We start from the raw sequence: 18527 nt of genomic DNA, 5'->3' as shown, positions 1-18527 counted from the left end.
TTGTTATTCCATCATACTTGCAACTTTTTTAGAGCAGAGAAGAAGTACAACTCCTAGGACGATAACGATAATACCAATACTTGCAAATACTTCAAGATAGCCTAATGATTGTGTAAAGGAAGCAAGTTTACCAGCTAACCAGTTAGCCATACCTGAACCAGCTAACCATACACCCATTAGTAATGATGCTAATTTAACAGGTGCAATTGCACTTACCATTGATAGCCCGATTGGTGATAAGAATAGTTCGCCAATTGTATGGAACATATAAGTGATAACGATGAATAATAAGTTTGCTTTAACAGTTATATCAGCTTCGCTACTTCCAGTTTTTAGAACCGCTAATGTTAAAACAAGGTAACCTATACCTAGTAAAATCATACCAAATGCCATTTTTGTTGGTATTTTTAAATCGCCACGCTTTGATTTAGAAAGTTTTAACCATAGCATAGATACGAATGGTGCAAGTAGTACGATGAACGCTGGATTAACGGATTGGAACCAAGATGTTGGAACTTCCCATCCAAAAATTGTACGATCAACAAATTTATCTGTATAAAGTGTTAAAGAACTACCAGCTTGTTCAAAGCCTGCCCAGAAGAATACTACGAAACAAGTTAAAATTACAATTGCCCAAGTGCGATTTTTTTCTTGTTTTGTTAAAGGTTTCTTTTCGATTGCAGGTTGATTTTTTGTTTTTTTACCAACAACTGTTGTTCCTGCTGTACCAAGGTAGCGAGGAGCTAATAAGTTGAAAACAATTTGTCCAATAATCATACCGATACAAGCTGCTAAGAATCCGTATTTATATCCCATAACCATAACGCCATTAACGCTTGTTTTAAAGAAATCTTCTGCTAAAAATCCACAAATAAGTGGAGCGAAGAATGCACCTACGTTAATACCCATATAGAAGATAGTAAATGCACTGTCACGGCGTGAATCATTTTCACCATACAATTCACCTAACAGTGTAGAAATATTTGGTTTGAAGAATCCATTACCAATAACTAATAGTATTAATCCAAGGAATAGTCCTGTTTTTGTATTCATGGAGAATAGTACAAAGTTTCCGATTGCCATAATAATTCCGCCGAGAGTAATGGCATGGCGTCTTGTGATATAATGATCTGTTAGCCATCCGCCTATAATTGGCATGAAATATACTGCCGCTGTAAAAGTACCATATAATTGCACTGCGACTGCCTTATCAAATCCTAACCCGCCACTAACAGCAGCAGTTGTTAAATAAAGAACTAAAAGGCCACGCATTCCATAATAACTAAATCTTTCCCACATTTCTGTTAAGAACAACAAGTACAACCCTGGTGGATGTTTTTTTGGTGATTGTTGCTCTCCAGCTTTGTCTAATTTTAAAGCTGCATCCATTTTTGTTTCCCCCTAATCCTGTATAACGGATATTTATGTAATCATTTTAATTTACAAAATATTTAGAAGTCAATAGAATTATATGGAAATAGAAAGAAAATTTCTAAAAATGTTCTATTTTTCTTCAACCGTTACTGTATTTTGCCCTGAAAACGAGATGATAAGCGTTTTCAAATGTAATAATTGAATTCTAAAAGAAAATAAAATAGTGATTAATCAGAAAATTTAGATTAAAATATTTATTCTGATATAGAGAAAATATATTCTATTTACTTTTATAATATAACATATTGGGAATAAAAATACAAAACGAAATAATGTGACATTTAAGTGAATTGAAAAATAACCAGCTCCACAGAAGGGGAGCTGGTTAAGGAAATACTATTTAACAAAGCGTTTTTCGATATCATCTAATAGTAGGTTAGCAGCCATTACACCGCCAGCGGTATTCCAAATCACATCGTCAACTTTGTATGCTTTATTATTTTTCACTGCATTTAAGTTTTTAAATAGTGGATCATTGATATATTCTTTTTCTAATTCAGAGCCTTTTTTCTCGTTTCCTTTATCGAATGTGAAGTAGAACAATACATCGCCATCCATTGCAGAAATACGTTCTTTAGATACGTTACGCTCTGCGAAGTCATCTTTATTTTGATCGCCAGGACGTTTAAATCCAAGTTCTTTTAAAATAACACCAGAGAATGTATCACCATGATAAATACGAACATCACCAGGCATGAAGCGAACCATAGAGATTTCTTGATTTACTTTATCACCTAGTTTGGCTTTTAAATCTTTCATACGTTTATCGTAATCAGCTAAAACCTTTTGGCCTTCTTTTTCTTTATTTAATGCTTTTGCATAAAACTTGAAGTTATCTTTCCATTCACCGCGTAATGTTTCAGAGAACACAGTGGGTGCAATTGCTTTTAGTTGCTCGTACACTTTTTCGTGACGCATTTTGTTACCGATAATTAAGTCTGGTTTTAAAGAAGCGATAGTTTCTACGTTCACTTGTCCTTCATCACCAACAACTTTTACATCTTTCATTTTATCTTTAATATGTGGATACCACGGATCACCAGTCCAAGATTTTACAGCCCCAACTGGTTTCACACCTAGCTCAAGTAAAGCTTCAGTTCCTTCGTTTGTTAAAATAACTACACGTTTTGGATTAGCAGGAACTTCTGTTTTACCCATTGCATGTTCAACTGTAATCATTTCTTTTTTTGTATTTTCTTTTGTTTCTTCTTTCGTATTTGATTTTCCACAAGCACTTAAAAGTAGTGAAAAGGCTAATAAAAATACAAATACTGTAAACGATTTCTTTCGCATGAAATTCATTATGTACCCCCTACATATTGATAATTTTTTTCAATAGCAAGCATGATATTAAGCCTTTATCTTTTGAATGTCAATATATATATTGAAAATAATTCTCATTGTCGTTGACAATGGGAATTAAGTTGAAATACACTTACAACGTATCATTATACATTGAAGGGGAAAAGCTGCATGTTATTAAAAACAAATCAAGCAAAATGGATTGGATTATTTGTTGGAATCATTGCAGTCATTATTTGTATTTGGGGAAGTATTATTTTCGGATATACAAATACGAGTTGGAAATTAGCGTTAGATGCTTTTTTCCATTTTAATGGTTCCAATGAACATATTATTATTCAAAATGTGCGTCTACCAAGGGCGTTAATTGCAGCTAGTGTTGGTGCTAGTTTAGCCATTGCGGGTTGTCTTATGCAAACTTTAACGAAGAATCCACTTGCTTCTCCAGATTTTATTGGATTAAATTCAGGTGCTGCGTTTTTCATAGTTGTAGCAATTGTTCTTTTTTCCGTGACATCATTATCAGCTTTCACGTGGATTGCTTTTTTAGGAGCTGCAATTGCAGCTGTACTTGTATTTGCTTCTAGTTCTTTAGGGAAAGAAGGGACAACGCCTCTTAAGTTAACATTAGCAGGGGTCGCAATCAGTGCGTTATTTTCATCATTAACACAAGGGTTACTTGTATTAAATGAAAAAGCGATGGAAGAGGTATTATTTTGGCTTGCCGGATCTGTACAAGGAAGAAAGTTAGAAATTTTACAATCTGTATTCCCGTATTTATTAGTAGGCTGGATCGCATCAATTATGATGGCAGGGAAAGTAAATACATTAATGATGGGGGAAGATGTTGCAAAAGGGCTTGGACAACGAACGATTTTAATAAAATCATTCGTACTACTTATTATTGTCCTGCTATCTGGTGGTTCAGTTGCGGTCGCAGGTCCAATTGGATTTATTGGTATTGTTACCCCGCATTTTGCCAGATTTCTTGTTGGAGTAGATCATAGGTGGAGAGTACCGTATAGCGGCTTGTTAGGTGCAATACTATTAATCTTAGCTGATATAGCAGCAAGATATGTCATTATGCCACAAGAAGTACCGGTAGGAGTTATGACAGCATTTATCGGAGCTCCATTCTTTATTTATATTGCACGTAAGAGAGGGCTTAGCAAATGAAGAAGTATATTCCGTTTCGTATAGGAAAAGGCGGGCTCTCGTTTTTAATGTATAAACGAGCTTGTCTCGTCTTATTCAGTTTACTAGTTGTTTTAATAGGATTGTTTTTTGCGAGTGCAGGTATGGGAGACATGAAAATTGCTCCTTATGATGTATGGCAAGCGATTACTGGAAATGGCGATGCGATGTCCAATATGGTTGTAAATAAGTTTCGTATGCCGCGTATTTTAATTGCTATCCTTGTAGGCATCGCACTTGCTGTAGCAGGATGTATTTTACAAGGGCTCGTTCGAAATCCACTTGCTTCTCCGGATATTATCGGGATTACAGGTGGTGCAAGTGTTGCAGTTGTATTATTTTTAGCTATATTTAGTGATAAAAATAATGCGCTAACTGTAAGCATTCATTATATGCCGTTAGCCGCTTTTATTGGGGCAACGATTGTAGCACTTTTTGTATATTTATTTGCATGGAGAAATGACGGATTATCACCGATTAGTCTTGTTTTAATTGGTGTTGGCTTTTGGGCATTAACGAAAGCGGCAACGACTTTGTTTATGTTGTTAGCGCCAATTTACCAAGCGAGTCAAGCGAATGTATGGATTACGGGTACTGTTTACGGTTCTTCATGGCAAAACGTCATGGTACTTGCGCCGTGGGTTCTCATTTTAACGGTAATATCGTTTATAGCTGCTAGACATTTAAATGCGCAAGAGCTAGGGGATGATATTGCGGTAGGGCTTGGTGTTCCTTTAACGAAGTCACGCATATTTATGTTATTACTTAGTACAGCTTTAATTGGTGGAGCAGTTGCCTTTGCTGGAGGAATTGGATTTGTCGGTTTAATGGCACCTCATATTTCACGAAGACTAGTTGGTTCTTTATACGGTGCATTACTCCCGGTTGCGGCGATCGTTGGTGCAATTTTAGTACTTGCTGCAGATTTAATTGGGCGTACAGTTTTCACCCCACTTGAAATTCCAGCAGGGGTATTTACATCAGCAATTGGTGCACCTTATTTTATTTATTTACTTTATAAAAGTCGGAATTCATAAAGGGAGATGAATATGCAAAAAGCATTGGAGACGAAACGCTTGACGTTGTCTTATGGTGAAACAATTATTATTGATGAGTTGAATTTAGAAATTCCAAAAGGTGAAATTACAATCTTTATCGGCTCTAACGGTTGCGGGAAATCAACTTTATTGCGTTCACTAGCTAGATTATTAAAACCAACAACTGGTGCCATTTTGTTAGATAATCAAGCCATTCAAAGTATGCAAACGAAGCAAATCGCTCGTCAAATGGCAATTTTACCGCAAGGACCGCAAGCGCCAGAAGGGCTTACAGTATTGCAACTTGTAAAGCAAGGACGTTATCCGTATCAAACATGGCTGAAGCAATGGTCAGAAAAAGATGAGGAAATGGTACAGAAAGCACTTGCAGCAACAGGGATGACAGAATTTGCTGAGCGTGATGTGCATGCTCTTTCAGGTGGACAACGTCAACGGGCTTGGATTGCAATGACGCTTGCACAAGATACAGATATTATTTTATTGGATGAGCCTACTACCTATTTAGATATGACTCACCAAATTGAAGTGCTAGATTTATTATTCGAATTAAATGAAACAGAACAAAGAACAATTGTCATGGTATTACACGATTTAAATTTAGCATGTCGTTATGCAGACAATATTGTAGCCATTCAAGATAAACAAATATATGCACAAGGTAAGCCTGAAGAAGTAGTAGATGAAAAGCTAGTACGTGATGTATTCCGAATGGAGTGTCAAATTAGTACGGATCCATTATTTGGGACGCCACTTTGTATCCCGCATGGAAGAGGAAGACGTGTAGTTAAAGAAGTAGCTCAGGCAATGAGATAAAAAAACGATGAGTGATTCATCGTTTTTTTTATTTGGTACAAGAAAATAAGAGGAAGAGAGGGATTCGTAAGCGCCGTTTATACTCTTCTTCATTTTGAAAATAGGTTGGATTTGGCATAGCTTCTTTTAATGATGTAATGGTAAATCCGGTTTGCAGTAATAATGTGAAATACTCTTCCGTTGTACGATGATATTTAATAACTTCTTGGTCAATCCATGGTTCAACCCGTTTGCCTAGTTTAAAGTAATCATCGACGAGCCAACTCGTTCTTTTACCACTTGTTTGTAAGCTCTCAAACGAAGAAGTAATAATGGGATGTTGAACGCTAAAGGTAAAGGTGCCATTTGTTTTTAAGGTTTGAAACACATTTTGAAAAATGCTATCAAGATGTTCAATATAATGTAAGGCGAGTCTAGATGTTACTAAATCAAAAGTAGCAGGAGGGTATGTGTAGTCTTTGAGGTTTAAAAAATGGACGATCCCATTTTTATTTTCTAGTTGTTTTTTAGCTTTTTCATACATAAGTTCGGAGCCTTCAATACCGGTGTAAGAGTGGCAGTCTTTTTCTAATAATTCCTTGCCAAATTTTGCGTCACCGCAGCCTAAATCGAGGATTTTCTTTCCTTTCACATCACCAATGAGTTGAAAGAAGGCTGGTTTTTCAAGTGATTCATTGGGGCTATTTTCTCGGTATCTTCGTTTCATATATTGTTTAAAAAATGCTTCGTTATTATATACATCAGATTCAGTAAATGCCATGATTGAAGCCCCCTTAAATATTTTTTTTATTCTACCAAATATGAAAAGTAAATGATAGATTTCTTGTAATGAATCATATATAATCTAGAATTGTAAGCGGTTACTTTAAACTATTTTTCTATAATAAATTCTGAAAACGTGTTAAGCTAGTAGAGGGATTATTAGAACTATTAAGACAATAATTCGCTTACATGAACGATGGGAGGCTTCACAATGTCTAGTAAAACACTTGCGAAATTTTTAGAAGAAAATTTAGAGGATTTAAAATCAAAGGGGCTCTATAACGTAATTGATCCGCTTGAGAGTTCAAATGGACCGATCATTACAATTGGCGGAAAAGAATATATTAACTTATCTTCAAACAACTATCTTGGATTAGCAACAGATAGCCGTTTGCAAGAAGCAGCAATTGGTGCAATTCATAAGTACGGTGTTGGGGCAGGAGCTGTTCGTACAATTAACGGTACTTTAGATTTGCATATTAAATTAGAAGAGACAATTGCAAAGTTTAAACATACAGAAGCGGCAATTGCTTACCAATCAGGATTTAACTGTAATATGGCAGCGATTTCAGCCGTTATGGATAAAAATGATGCAATTCTTTCAGACGAATTAAACCATGCTTCTATTATTGATGGTAGTCGTCTATCAAAGGCAAAAATTATTGTTTATAAACATTCGGATATGGAAGATTTACGCCAAAAAGCAATCGCGGCGAAAGAATCAGGTCTTTACAATAAATTAATGGTAATTACAGACGGTGTCTTCTCAATGGATGGAGATGTTGCAAAACTACCAGAAATTGTTGAGATTGCAGAAGAATTAGATTTAATGACATATGTAGACGATGCACACGGTTCAGGTGTACTTGGAAAAGGTGCAGGAACTGTAAAGCACTTCGGTCTATCTGATAAAGTTGATTTCCAAATTGGTACATTATCAAAAGCAATTGGGGTAATTGGTGGATATGTAGCAGGGAAACAAAACTTAATTGACTGGTTAAAAGTTCGTTCACGTCCATTCTTATTCTCTACAGCATTAACACCAGCTGATGCAGCTGCATGTATGCGATCCATTGAAATTTTAATGGAAAGCACAGAGCTACATGATCGTTTATGGGAAAATGGTCGTTATTTAAAACAAGGGTTAAAAGAACTTGGCTTTAACATTGGAGAAAGTGAAACGCCAATCACACCTTGTATTATAGGTGACGAAGTGTTAACACAAGAATTTAGTAAACGTCTAAATGAAGAAGGCGTTTACGCAAAATCTATCGTGTTCCCAACTGTAGCTAAAGGAACAGGTCGTGTTCGTAATATGCCTACAGCAGCTCATACGAAAGAAATGTTAGATGAAGCAATTCGTAAGTATGAAAAAGTAGGAAAAGAAATGGGCATCATTTAAGTAAGGGCATCTTTTGAATAGCTTGCAAATGAGGAGTGGGGAAAATGAAAAAAATTCTAGTAACCGGTTCTTTAGGGCAAATTGGTTCTGAATTAGTAATGAAACTTCGTGATGTATACGGTGCATCAAATGTTATTGCAACAGATATTCGTGAAACAGATAGTGCAGTAGTAACATCTGGTCCATTTGAAACGTTAGATGTAACAGATGGACAAAAACTACATGATATCGCAAAGCGTAATGAAGTAGATACAATTATTCATTTAGCAGCTTTACTTTCAGCAACAGCAGAAAAAAATCCGTTATTTGCATGGAATTTAAATATGGGTGGACTTGTAAATGCATTAGAAGCAGCTCGTGAATTAAACTGTAAGTTTTTCACGCCAAGTTCTATCGGTGCATTCGGTCCATCAACGCCGAAAGATAATACACCACAAGATACAATTCAGCGTCCTACTACGATGTATGGGGTAAACAAAGTAGCAGGAGAATTATTATGTGATTATTATCATCAAAAATTTGGCGTTGATACGCGCGGTGTACGTTTCCCTGGTTTAATTTCTTACGTAGCTCCTCCAGGAGGCGGAACAACTGATTATGCAGTTGAAATTTATTATGAGGCGATTAAAAAAGGCACATACACCTCATACATTGCAGAAGGAACATACATGGATATGATGTATATGCCAGATGCTTTACAAGCGATCATTTCATTAATGGAAGCCGATCCAAATAAACTTGTGCATAGAAATGCGTTCAATATTACAGCAATGAGCTTTGAGCCAGAGCAAATCGCAGCATCCATTCGTAAACACATTCCAACGTTTGCAATGGATTACGCTGTAGATCCTGCTCGTCAAACAATCGCTGATAGCTGGCCAAACTCTATTGATGCAACAGCAGCAATGAACGAGTGGGGCTTTAAAGCAGAATATGATTTAGACAAAATGACAACGGACATGTTGGCTAAGTTAAAAAAAAAGCTCACAGCTGAGTTAGTGACGAATTAATAGGAAGGGTCGATTCTTAGGAATCGACCCTTTTAATTGAAGGAGAAAAGGAACATGCAAAGAGTTGACGTCGTATATGCGCTTATATATGAAGAGGAAACAGATAAAATATTAATGGTACATAATGTAGAACAAAACGTTTGGTCATTGCCAGGCGGGGCTGTTGAAAAGGGTGAAACGTTAGGGGAAGCTCTAGTAAGGGAAGTAAAAGAAGAGACAGGTTTAACTGCCGTGGCAGGTGGACTTGTTGCAATCAATGAAAAATTCTTTGAAGAATCAGGGAATCATGCACTATTGTTTACATTCCGAGCAAATGTAGTAACAGGTGAACTTATTGCAGAAGATGAAGAAGAAATTTCTACAATAGAGTGGGTGGATCGAAGGATCGCAAATGAACGATTCCCATTCTACGATGGAGGATTTGAGGCATTATTAGAAGTAGCCATTCCATACAAGTTTCAACCAGAAACAAAGTGATTGAAATAGAAAAACAGGAGCGACAACGCTCCTGTTTTTCTATTCGATCGTCTTCAGTAATAACTTTTTCAATAGCGGTTTAATTTTCAGACGTAAATCTTCAGCATGATTTGCAACTAAGAAGTGATGGTTATAAATGTTCTTCATTAATTGATAAGTTGCTTCTTTCGCTTCGCCTTCTTCGATGAAGATTCCGATTACTTCCATACCACTTTTACGAGCAAGTTTGACAGCTTCGTGCGTATCTAAAATACCGTCTTGTTGATAGTCTAGCGCAGAAGGCTCACCATCTGTAAAGACAAGTAAGAATTTATGCTTTTCTGGTCTTTTCGCAAGCTTTTCAGAAACGATACGAATAATATATCCGTCGCGGTTATCTTCTTCTTCGCGAAGCTGCATAATTTCAGGCCCAACGTTTGGTAACGTTGAGTTTTTATACGTTACAACTTCATGGATAACGTTCGGCTTATCTTCAGGTTTAGCACTAGAGGCATCTTCCCAAAATCCGCTAATAGCGTGCGGGATTTTTAAAGATTTCAACGCTTCATGGAATAGGACTACACTCTTTTTCGTTTCTTCCATTTTGTTATACATAGAACCAGAGCAGTCCACTAGTAGTTGGAATGCAACATCGAGTTCTTGTGATTCTTGTCCTTTTTTATAAAACATGCGCGGCTGCTTTTCAGTATAAATACGAAGGAATTTCTTACGAAGTCTTCCGTAATATTTATCACTATTTGCATTCGTTTTATTTTCAATCGTTTTTTCGATAATTTTCTTTAATTCTTTAACATCTTTATTAACGACTGATTTGATGGCTTGGTAATCTTTTTTCTCATCGCTATTTGCTTTGCGAGCTTCTTTAAATGTATGAGAGGCACCAACGTTATACTTACCGTATGCACTGTCGTTTTGGCTAGAAGCGTGTGAAGCTCTTGCTTCTTCTGTATCAGCACCATCAAAGTTGGATTGTGTACTCTTTTGAGAAGTACCTTGTACAGAACCAAGTGCTTGGTCGCCATCTTCTGATTCACGAGCAGTATCGCCCATCATGTTTGTTTTTGTTCCGCTTTCTAATTCAAAGCGTAAAAAGTTCTCGTTTTCGTTATTTTTATTTTCACGATGCCATGTAGAGAAACTTTCATCCATTTTGTTTTTATTTTCATCGTCATCTATGAGTTGTGTATCATCATTTGCTAAATCTTCGACGCGACAGTTCTTTTCGTCTGCAATAACAGATAAATAAAGCGGAGCATGTCCGAAATAATTATTAAGCATATCACTTTCAAGAAGGCCTTCTAAACGATAGCGAATTTTCTCAACGATATACATAATATCTTCCGTATTACGAGCTTGGAATGTTTCATGCAAAATTGCTTCAATTTGCTCGAAGTATTCATTATTAAACATTTCATATTTATCGCTCGTTAATGAAAGGTAGCAGAGACAAAATAGACGGTCGCCGTGATAGTTACGAACACGATTAATTTCATTTTGTGAGCCGAAGTAATTGCGATACATTTCTTTTCTTCGTTTAAAAACATGCTTTGTGCCAGGGCGTAAGTTTTTTACGATTTCCTCAACACGTAAATCTTCTAATAGAACAAATAATTGTGTTAAAAACTTTTTCAAGGGTGATTCTTGCAATTCAATCGCATAAGAACGAATTAAAGTCATGTCCGAGTAATGTTTATTACCAAGTGCTTTTAAAAACACTTCGCTTTTTAATCCGATTACTGTATCCTCTTCTTTTCGATCATCCCAAAAGTGACTAATGACAACCTTTTTTTCAATTTCGTCGTAGTATGCTTTATAGCCATACTCAAGGTAGGCATCGTCTTCTTTTAGAAGAGCATACATTAAGTTTTCCATTTGTAGAAACAGCGACGCATCAATTTTTTTGTCACTAAAAATTTGTCTCATGAATTATCCCTCAAAGAAATAACTTTCTGCTAATTCACGGACAGTCATTTGTTCTGTTTCATCGTTTAATTTTGCGATAATACTACGTTCAATTGCACGCATAACAGGAATATATACACCTAAATCACATGCGTCGATAATGCCACGAATACTTGCAGCTTCTTCACTTACACGTCCATCACGAGCTAAAGGCATAAGGTCGCTTGCAAATGCAACGAACTTTTCAATTGTTGCAACATCATTTAATTTTGATTCAGCTAATAATAGTTCTTTTAATGTATCACCTTGAATGTAAGGAACTTCAATAATAACGAAACGGTTTTTTAACGCTTCGTTTAGTTCGCTTGTACCAACGTAACCTTCATTAATTGCTGCGATTACGCGATATTCTTCATCACCGTATACAACTTCTTGTGTAAATGGGTTAGTAATCATTTTACGGTAATCTAATGCACCGTGAAGAAGTGGTAACGTTTCAGGTTTTGCCATATTGATTTCATCAATATATAGGAAATGACCGCTCTTCATTGCTTTCATAAGAGGACCGTTAACGAATGAAACTTCAGATGCGCCATCTTTCGTTTGTAGTGTGTTGTATCCTAAAATACCTTCTACATCTAGATCAACGGAACAGTTAATGCTATGCATTGGTTTTTGGAATAAAGAAGAAAGAGTTTCCGCTAGTACTGTTTTACCACTACCAGTCGGTCCTTTTAATAGAATGTTTTTGCCAAGAAGAAGTGCTGTAATGGCATCTTCGATAATGCTGTTATCAGATGCTTTATATATTTTGGTACCGATTAAATGTGCATTTTCACCAGCTTCTTGTTTATTCTTTTCGTGAATGCTTGAGAGCTGTTGTTTTAAATCAGCATGTATATGAAATTGTTCTAACATGTATTTCCCACCTAACATTATTTTCATAAAGTAATACATCTTATGATAACTTGTTTTAATATGGTATGCAAAGAAAAGGAAAGGGGAGAAATACAAAAGAAAAAGCAATCAATATTACATTGATTGCTTACAGTAAAGGAGAGATGAGCCTCATGAAAGACTCTAATATTCGTTTTTTGATACTTCTTTTTTGGAAAGCGTTCCATTTGATTTCCGTGGAATGCTTAAAGTCATCTTCAAAATCACGTTTAATATCATGAACCGTTTCTGATTCATAAAGTACGCTAATAAGTTCATAATTTAATTCAAAGCTGCGTACGTCCATATTTGCTGTTCCGATTGTAGCAATTTGATCATCAACAAGTACAATTTTTGCATGCATAAAACCATCTTTATAACTGTAAATGGAGGCACCGGCTTTTAAAAGTGGAGTGAAGTAGGACTGAGATGCTTGGTCACTAATAATACTATCACTTTTACCAGGATATAAAATGCGTACATCTATGCCAGATATTGCACTTAAACGTAATAATGTTAAAGTTTCTTGATCTGGGATAAAGTATGGTGTAGCAATCCAAATTGATTTTTTTGCAGATCCCATAACGGCTAATAATGTATTGCGAATGCTTTTGTCATCTGAGCTCGGGCCGCTCGCTACAATTTGAACGGTACCTTCTGCACTTGAAATTTCTTTACCTGGGAAGTATTGTCTATTCATAAATTGATCCCAAGAATAAGTATTCAATCCACTAGATGCATAAAGCCAGTCCTCTAGAAAGATTGCTTGTAATTTATATAGCGCTTTTCCTTCTATTTTTAAATGACTATCACGCCAAACGGGGAATTTTTTTGAACGGCCAAGATATTCATCACCAACGTTGAGTCCACCAGTAAAACCGATTTCTCCATCTACAATGACGATTTTACGGTGGTTACGATAATTAACTGTTTCAAGTAACCAAGCTGAAAAAATAGGGTCAAATTCAACAATTTCAATCCCAGCTTCTTTCATAGGTTTTAAAAAGCGTCTTCTTAATGTATTACTTCCTAATCCATCATAAAGGAAGCGTACAATAACACCAGATTTTGCTTTTTTTATTAGCGCATCCCGAACTTTTGTACCAATCTCATCAGATTTATAAATATAGTATTGAATATGTATGTGGTGTTTTGCTTGCTCGATAGCTTGCAAAATTTCTGAGAATGTTTGATCTCCGTTTGTTAAAAGTTTTGTAGTTGTTCTATCTGCGGCAGGTCCGCCTCCAAATTTTTGCACGACTTTTGTTAAATGTGTAGAACGCTCATGTAAGGGGACTGTGAGTGATAATTCTACTCGTCTTCCTTCTAATATTTCACGGAATAATTTTCTTTGTTCTTCTGAACGATGGAGATGTTTTTTTCTTCTCCAACGGCTACGCCCGAAAATAGAGTATAAAAGCACACCTACAACGGGAAGAAGTGCTAATACTAAAAACCATGCTAAAGTACTTTGAGGAGATCTATTTTCGATAAAAATAACGAAAGATATTCCTATGATTGTAAGAGACCATAATACACCGAAAAAGGTATATAGTGAGAGGATAGACGTATCTAAAAGTAAGAGTACGATAGATACAATTATAAATACCAATAATAATTGAACGATAGGCTTCTTCATTGCTATAAAATTCCTCTAATCTTTCTTAAATATAGACTTCTTATATAAAAAGGTACAATCCGACATTCTTATTATAAAGTGTTTTGTTTTTTTTACAAAATATAGACATTTTCCTCATGCTTTCCGCATTTGTCCTACATACAGTATATTGTTACGTTATTAGCCCGCTATTTGCTGGTTAATAAACAGTGTAGGAGGGACAAAATCCTTGCCCCTTATATAGGAAAGGGGATAACCATATTACGTGGCTTCTTCCTATTATATAGGTTACCAACAAGGTTCGTATTATTCATACAATATCTATTAAGATGAGAAAATGGAAAAGGAGCGGGGAAACATGAATTATATAGAAAATAACGGATTGTATTATCGTAATCATCATCATGGAGGGCACAATCATAACGGTGGGCATCACCACCATGGAGGACACAATCACCATGATCATCACCACCATCATGGAGGCGGATGGGGCTGGGGTGGCGGCTCATGGGGCGGTGGATTTTTCCCTGGAAGTTTTGCTGGAGGTGTGTTAGGTGGGCTTACAGCTGGCGCGTTAACGGGTGCAGCAGGTGGAGGCTACTATCCAGCACCGTACCCAGTAACCTATCCAGCGCCATACCCAGTACCATATCCAACGCCATATCCGGGTTATCAACAAATAACATATCCGTATTAAACTAAAAAAGAGGCTTTCCTCTTTTTTAGTTTAATAAAGTATTTATTTATAAAATATTTCCAAAATAAAGGTGAAAATATGTTAATATTTTGTTATTGTAATTCAAAAACATATATACTAATTTAAATTTTTATATTATTATTCGTGAATAGTTGTATAATGTGCTCGAATTTCTATTTCGCTAGTAAAGTACAGTGGTTAGATATAAGCAGAAATAGTGGGAAACTAGTGTTGCATAGAGCTAGTTATAAAGCAATATAAGAGAATGAATAAGGTATAATAAAGTAAGCTAATTATAGTGATAAGAAACGACTATTTATAATTGAAACGGTATTATATTGCTTTTTATTACAAATAATATTATGTTATTTTAATCGACATATTTCAAAACGTGATTTATGCAAAGGACGATTATTAGGAAATGAAATATCTCTATTTCTATGAAAAGAAACAAATTGTGTTTTAATCAGATAGGAAGCAAGGAGAGATGCGCATGCTAGAACAAAGAGGTCATGCATTATATGACTCTTCATTGCGAGATTTAAAGTTAGCATTAGATGAGTCTTCAATTGTTGCGATTACAGACCGAAATGGTCTTATTACATATGTAAATGATAAATTTTGTGAAATCTCTAAATATACACGAGAAGAGTTAATAGGGAAAGATCATCGTATTTTAAATTCAGGATATCACCCAAAATCATTTTTTCAAATTCTTTGGAAGCGAATTTTGAGCGGAAAAGTATGGAGAGGTGAGATTCGAAATCAAGCAAAAGATGGGACATATTATTGGGTTAAAACAACAATTGTTCCATTCTTAAATGAAAAAGGAGAGCCATATCAATTTATAGCAATCCGAAATGATATTAGTAGTAGGAAAGAAGCAGAACAGAGGCTACGGTTAAGTGAAAGTCGTTATAGGGAACTTGCGTATCATGATGCTTTAACGAGTTTACCGAACCGATTGCAGTTAATAACGACTGTAAACGAGATGATTGCAGGCAAAAAAGAATTTGGTATGATTTACTTTGATTTAGATCGTTTTAAATTAGTAAACGATACGCTAGGTCATATGATAGGGGATTTACTTTTAAGCGAAGTTGCTTCACGGTTGCATTATGTGCTAGGAGAGAAAGACGTCCTGGCTAGGCTGGGTGGCGACGAATTTGTGTTGTTAACAAAAAGTTATACACAAGATGCGATGAGGCAGCTAGCGACATCTGTGTTGTCATGTTTTCAGGCACCATTTATGCTTGAAGGTCATGAGGTATACATTTCAGCTAGTCTAGGACTTTGCGCATATCCGCAAGACGGACAAGATGTAGAAACCTTATTGAAGAATTCGGATTTAGCTATGTATAGCGCGAAAGAACAGGGCAGAAATGCGGCTTGTTTCTTTACAGATGAGTTACGTGCGAAAATAAACCGTAGAATGAAAATTGAATTCGCTTTGCAAAAGGCAATTCGTGATGAAGAGTTAGATGTGGCGCTGCAGCCTATTATTGATTTGAAAACGAAGAAATATACTGGTATTGAGGCTTTAGCACGTTGTTCGACAGAAGAAGGGCCTATTTCGCCAGGCGAATTTATTCCAGTAGCTGAAGAATCTGGACTTATTATAAAATTAGGGGACTGGGTATTAGAAAAGTCATGTCGTTTGTTTAAGACATTGCCAGAGTATCAAGACGGACTAAAGTTATCTGTGAATTTATCCATACAACAATTAATGCAAAAGCGTTTTATTTTATCTGTACGTAGCATTTTGAGGAGAACTGGCTTTCCTCCGAATCGTTTAATTTTAGAAATAACGGAAAGCATTGCTGTTCGACATTTTGATTATATTATTGCTACATTACAAGAATTAAGAAATATGGGTATATTAATTGCTTTAGATGACTTCGGAACGGGCTATTCTTCCTTATATTATTTAAAACAACTACCATTGGATATAGTAAAAATTGATCGTAATTTTATTCGTGAATTTCATTATGATCATGCACAGCCAGAGCGAACGATTGTAAAATCTGTTATTGAAATTGCCCATAGTTTAAATTTAGCAGTAGTTGCTGAAGGGGTAGAGACAGTAGAGCAAGAAAGTTTATTACAATCTATGGGCTGTGATTATGTACAAGGATTTTATTATGCGAAACCTTTATCTGTAGGAGAGTTAAAAGAAAAGTTAATGACAGATTTTGAATAAAAAAGAGAAGCTGGTAGCTTCTCTTTTTTTAATTCATTTTTTGCGAGTTTTTCATTAATACTGGATAAAGAATAAGACCTATTACGAACAATCCGATTCCTAAGAAGAACGTTTTTAAATCGGCAGTTCCCGTTTTGATAACCCAAATAGAGTATACAAATGCTAATGTAGTAATAATCCCATCCTTTAATCGAGAGCCAGGCATTATATCATACGTTTCTCCTGTAATAACCAGTTTGAATTGGTACAGCGTAGAAACAAGGTATGGAATTAAATAAGCTAATGTTGCTACAACGATAGCAAAATTATAAGCTTCTGACACGGTACCAGAAATCGTTGAGAACAAGAAAATCTGCGTCATCACATTTGTAATAAATAATGATTTTGAAGGGCTACCTTTTTTATTCGTTTTCGCGAAACACTTAGGGAAAAGTCCATTCTTTGCTGCCTGGTAAGGTACTTCAGAACTAACAACGATCCAGCCAACTGTAGATCCAAATAAAGATACAAGTGCAAGTAGAGCCATGATATAGGCACCTTTATTGCCAATGGCTAAATTTAATGCGTCTACTAATGGTTTTTGAGACTCTTTTAAAGCATCTTGCGGGAGAGCGCCCATTGTAAGTAGAGTAATTGACATGTAAATAAGAAGAGCGATAATTAATCCGAAAATGGTAGCTTTTTTTACATCGCGCTGAGATTTTGCACGATTAGAAAGCATGACAGCCGATTCAATACCGATAAACGCCCAAAGTGTTGCAATAGCAGCTGAATTGATTTGTCCACCTAAAGAAATGGATTGTCCTGCTTCATTCATAAATGTTTGACCGTCTCCGAAATTAGAGGCATTGAAAATAAATAATGTGATTACAATAAACATTGTAAATCCGATAATCTTTGCAATGGTAGCAAGAAGGTTCATATTTCCAGCTCGGTCAATATTTTGAGAAAGAATATATTGAATTCCCCATAACATAAGGCTACATACGAGGAAAGTTAATCCTTTTCCGAGTTCTAGTGAAAATCCGTTCGTTGAAAAGAGAATTTGCTTACTTTGTAAAACTGGAAAGAATGTTGATAAATATCCAGCGAAGGAAATAATAACAGATGCTGTTGCAGCCCAGTTCGCAGCCCAATATCCCCATGCCATACTATATCCTGCAACTTTACCCGCTTTTTTTGAAGGGAACATTGCTTGAGCGTAACTTTGTGGTCCTGCTTTTAATTCTGGTTTTCGAATTGCTAAATTTCCAAACACGAGTGCAATCATAAATACGCCAAGACCTGTAATACTCCATGCAAGTGTAGAACCCATTGGACCTGATACTTGTGCTAAATTTGCTGGGAGCATAAATACGCCACCGCCAACCATGTTTCCGATAACAAAAGCTGTTAAAATCCATAATCCCCATTTTTTCGTTTCCATTTTTGTTAACTCCTTTGTAGTAAGTTTTGCTTAAACATCATTTTTTACTAGCTTTTTGGCAATAAAAAAAGAGCCATGTAGATAAAAAATACCTACATGGCTCTTCGCCAAAGCGTAGGTACAACGGGAATAACCCTTGTACCTACGCGTAATTTTTCCGCTAGGTTTCAAGGGTTACGTATGATGATGATGTTTTTGTGCAAATGTAACTACAATTGTTGTATAAGTAAGCATAGTTCTTTGCTCCCTTTCTCCTCTGATTTTGAAGTTAGTATACTACATGTTTTTTTGAATGA

15 protein-coding genes are annotated in these 18527 nt (G+C 35.9%); 8 read left to right on the top strand and 7 right to left on the bottom strand.

Annotated elements, in window-relative coordinates; translation table 11 throughout:
• Window positions 1-3: 3 nt before the first annotated feature.
• Together AC3WVA_RS21820 and AC3WVA_RS21815 are read right to left on the bottom strand one after the other, a co-directional pair.
• Complete coding sequence (locus AC3WVA_RS21820; RefSeq protein ID WP_071758895.1) at window positions 4-1389, bottom strand: peptide MFS transporter; 1386 nt, start codon at window positions 1387-1389, stop codon at window positions 4-6.
• A gap of 381 nt (window positions 1390-1770) precedes the next feature.
• Complete coding sequence (locus AC3WVA_RS21815) at window positions 1771-2736, bottom strand: ABC transporter substrate-binding protein (RefSeq protein ID WP_098345918.1); 966 nt, start codon at window positions 2734-2736, stop codon at window positions 1771-1773.
• A 171-nt stretch (window positions 2737-2907) separates the two neighbouring features.
• On the opposite strand from AC3WVA_RS21815, the gene AC3WVA_RS21810 reads away from it, so the two are divergent.
• The 3 genes from AC3WVA_RS21810 to AC3WVA_RS21800 are packed head-to-tail and all read left to right on the top strand — an operon-like array spanning window position 2908 to window position 5801.
• Window positions 2908-3912: a FecCD family ABC transporter permease gene (locus tag AC3WVA_RS21810; protein WP_098345919.1), complete on the top strand. Its 1005-nt coding sequence runs from the start codon at window positions 2908-2910 to the stop codon at window positions 3910-3912.
• On the top strand, window positions 3909-4967 hold the full coding sequence (locus AC3WVA_RS21805) for a FecCD family ABC transporter permease (RefSeq protein WP_000760066.1): 1059 nt from the start codon (window positions 3909-3911) through the stop codon (window positions 4965-4967). The genes AC3WVA_RS21810 and AC3WVA_RS21805 overlap by 4 nt, the downstream gene beginning before the upstream one ends.
• Before the next feature lie 12 nt (window positions 4968-4979).
• On the top strand, window positions 4980-5801 hold the full coding sequence (locus AC3WVA_RS21800; protein ID WP_417902742.1) for an ABC transporter ATP-binding protein: 822 nt from the start codon (window positions 4980-4982) through the stop codon (window positions 5799-5801).
• Between the two features lie 28 nt (window positions 5802-5829).
• Here the strand turns inward: AC3WVA_RS21800 and AC3WVA_RS21795 are convergent, their stop codons facing one another.
• A complete protein-coding gene (locus tag AC3WVA_RS21795; RefSeq protein ID WP_166704597.1) occupies window positions 5830-6561 on the bottom strand; it encodes a class I SAM-dependent DNA methyltransferase in 732 nt (243 codons plus the stop codon).
• A 213-nt stretch (window positions 6562-6774) separates the two neighbouring features.
• Between AC3WVA_RS21795 and AC3WVA_RS21790 the strand changes: the two genes are divergently transcribed.
• From AC3WVA_RS21790 to AC3WVA_RS21780, 3 genes are read left to right on the top strand one after another with little or no spacing between them, the layout of a single operon-like run.
• Complete coding sequence (locus AC3WVA_RS21790) at window positions 6775-7965, top strand: glycine C-acetyltransferase (protein ID WP_000095906.1); 1191 nt, start codon at window positions 6775-6777, stop codon at window positions 7963-7965.
• Between the two features lie 44 nt (window positions 7966-8009).
• Window positions 8010-8975 (top strand): L-threonine 3-dehydrogenase, encoded by a 966-nt coding sequence (locus AC3WVA_RS21785; protein WP_429604209.1) that lies wholly within the window; start codon window positions 8010-8012, stop codon window positions 8973-8975.
• Window positions 8976-9029: 54 nt separating this feature from the next.
• On the top strand, window positions 9030-9452 hold the full coding sequence (locus AC3WVA_RS21780) for an NUDIX hydrolase (RefSeq protein WP_098345922.1): 423 nt from the start codon (window positions 9030-9032) through the stop codon (window positions 9450-9452).
• Window positions 9453-9491: 39 nt separating this feature from the next.
• Here the strand turns inward: AC3WVA_RS21780 and AC3WVA_RS21775 are convergent, their stop codons facing one another.
• From AC3WVA_RS21775 to AC3WVA_RS21765, 3 genes are all read right to left on the bottom strand, one after another.
• Window positions 9492-11375, bottom strand: coding sequence for a vWA domain-containing protein (locus AC3WVA_RS21775; RefSeq protein WP_098345923.1), 1884 nt, complete (start codon window positions 11373-11375; stop codon window positions 9492-9494).
• A 3-nt stretch (window positions 11376-11378) separates the two neighbouring features.
• On the bottom strand, window positions 11379-12272 hold the full coding sequence (locus AC3WVA_RS21770; RefSeq protein WP_098345924.1) for an ATP-binding protein: 894 nt from the start codon (window positions 12270-12272) through the stop codon (window positions 11379-11381).
• A 127-nt stretch (window positions 12273-12399) separates the two neighbouring features.
• Window positions 12400-13929, bottom strand: coding sequence for a cardiolipin synthase (locus AC3WVA_RS21765; RefSeq protein ID WP_048525066.1), 1530 nt, complete (start codon window positions 13927-13929; stop codon window positions 12400-12402).
• Window positions 13930-14266: 337 nt separating this feature from the next.
• On the opposite strand from AC3WVA_RS21765, the gene AC3WVA_RS21760 reads away from it, so the two are divergent.
• On the top strand, window positions 14267-14605 hold the full coding sequence (locus tag AC3WVA_RS21760) for a cobalt transporter (protein WP_098521268.1): 339 nt from the start codon (window positions 14267-14269) through the stop codon (window positions 14603-14605).
• A gap of 493 nt (window positions 14606-15098) precedes the next feature.
• The gene (locus AC3WVA_RS21755; protein WP_349302951.1) at window positions 15099-16805 is read left to right on the top strand and encodes a putative bifunctional diguanylate cyclase/phosphodiesterase; all 1707 of its coding nucleotides are present in this window, start codon (window positions 15099-15101) and stop codon (window positions 16803-16805) included.
• 28 nt (window positions 16806-16833) lie between these two features.
• On the opposite strand, the gene AC3WVA_RS21750 is transcribed toward AC3WVA_RS21755, so the two are convergent.
• Complete coding sequence (locus AC3WVA_RS21750) at window positions 16834-18231, bottom strand: amino acid permease (RefSeq protein ID WP_166689096.1); 1398 nt, start codon at window positions 18229-18231, stop codon at window positions 16834-16836.
• Between the last annotated feature and the right edge of the window lie 296 nt (window positions 18232-18527).

The sequence above is a fragment of the Bacillus sp. EB106-04-02-XG92 genome, from assembly GCF_058791995.1.
This window is presented reverse-complemented; position numbering and strand designations above follow the sequence as displayed.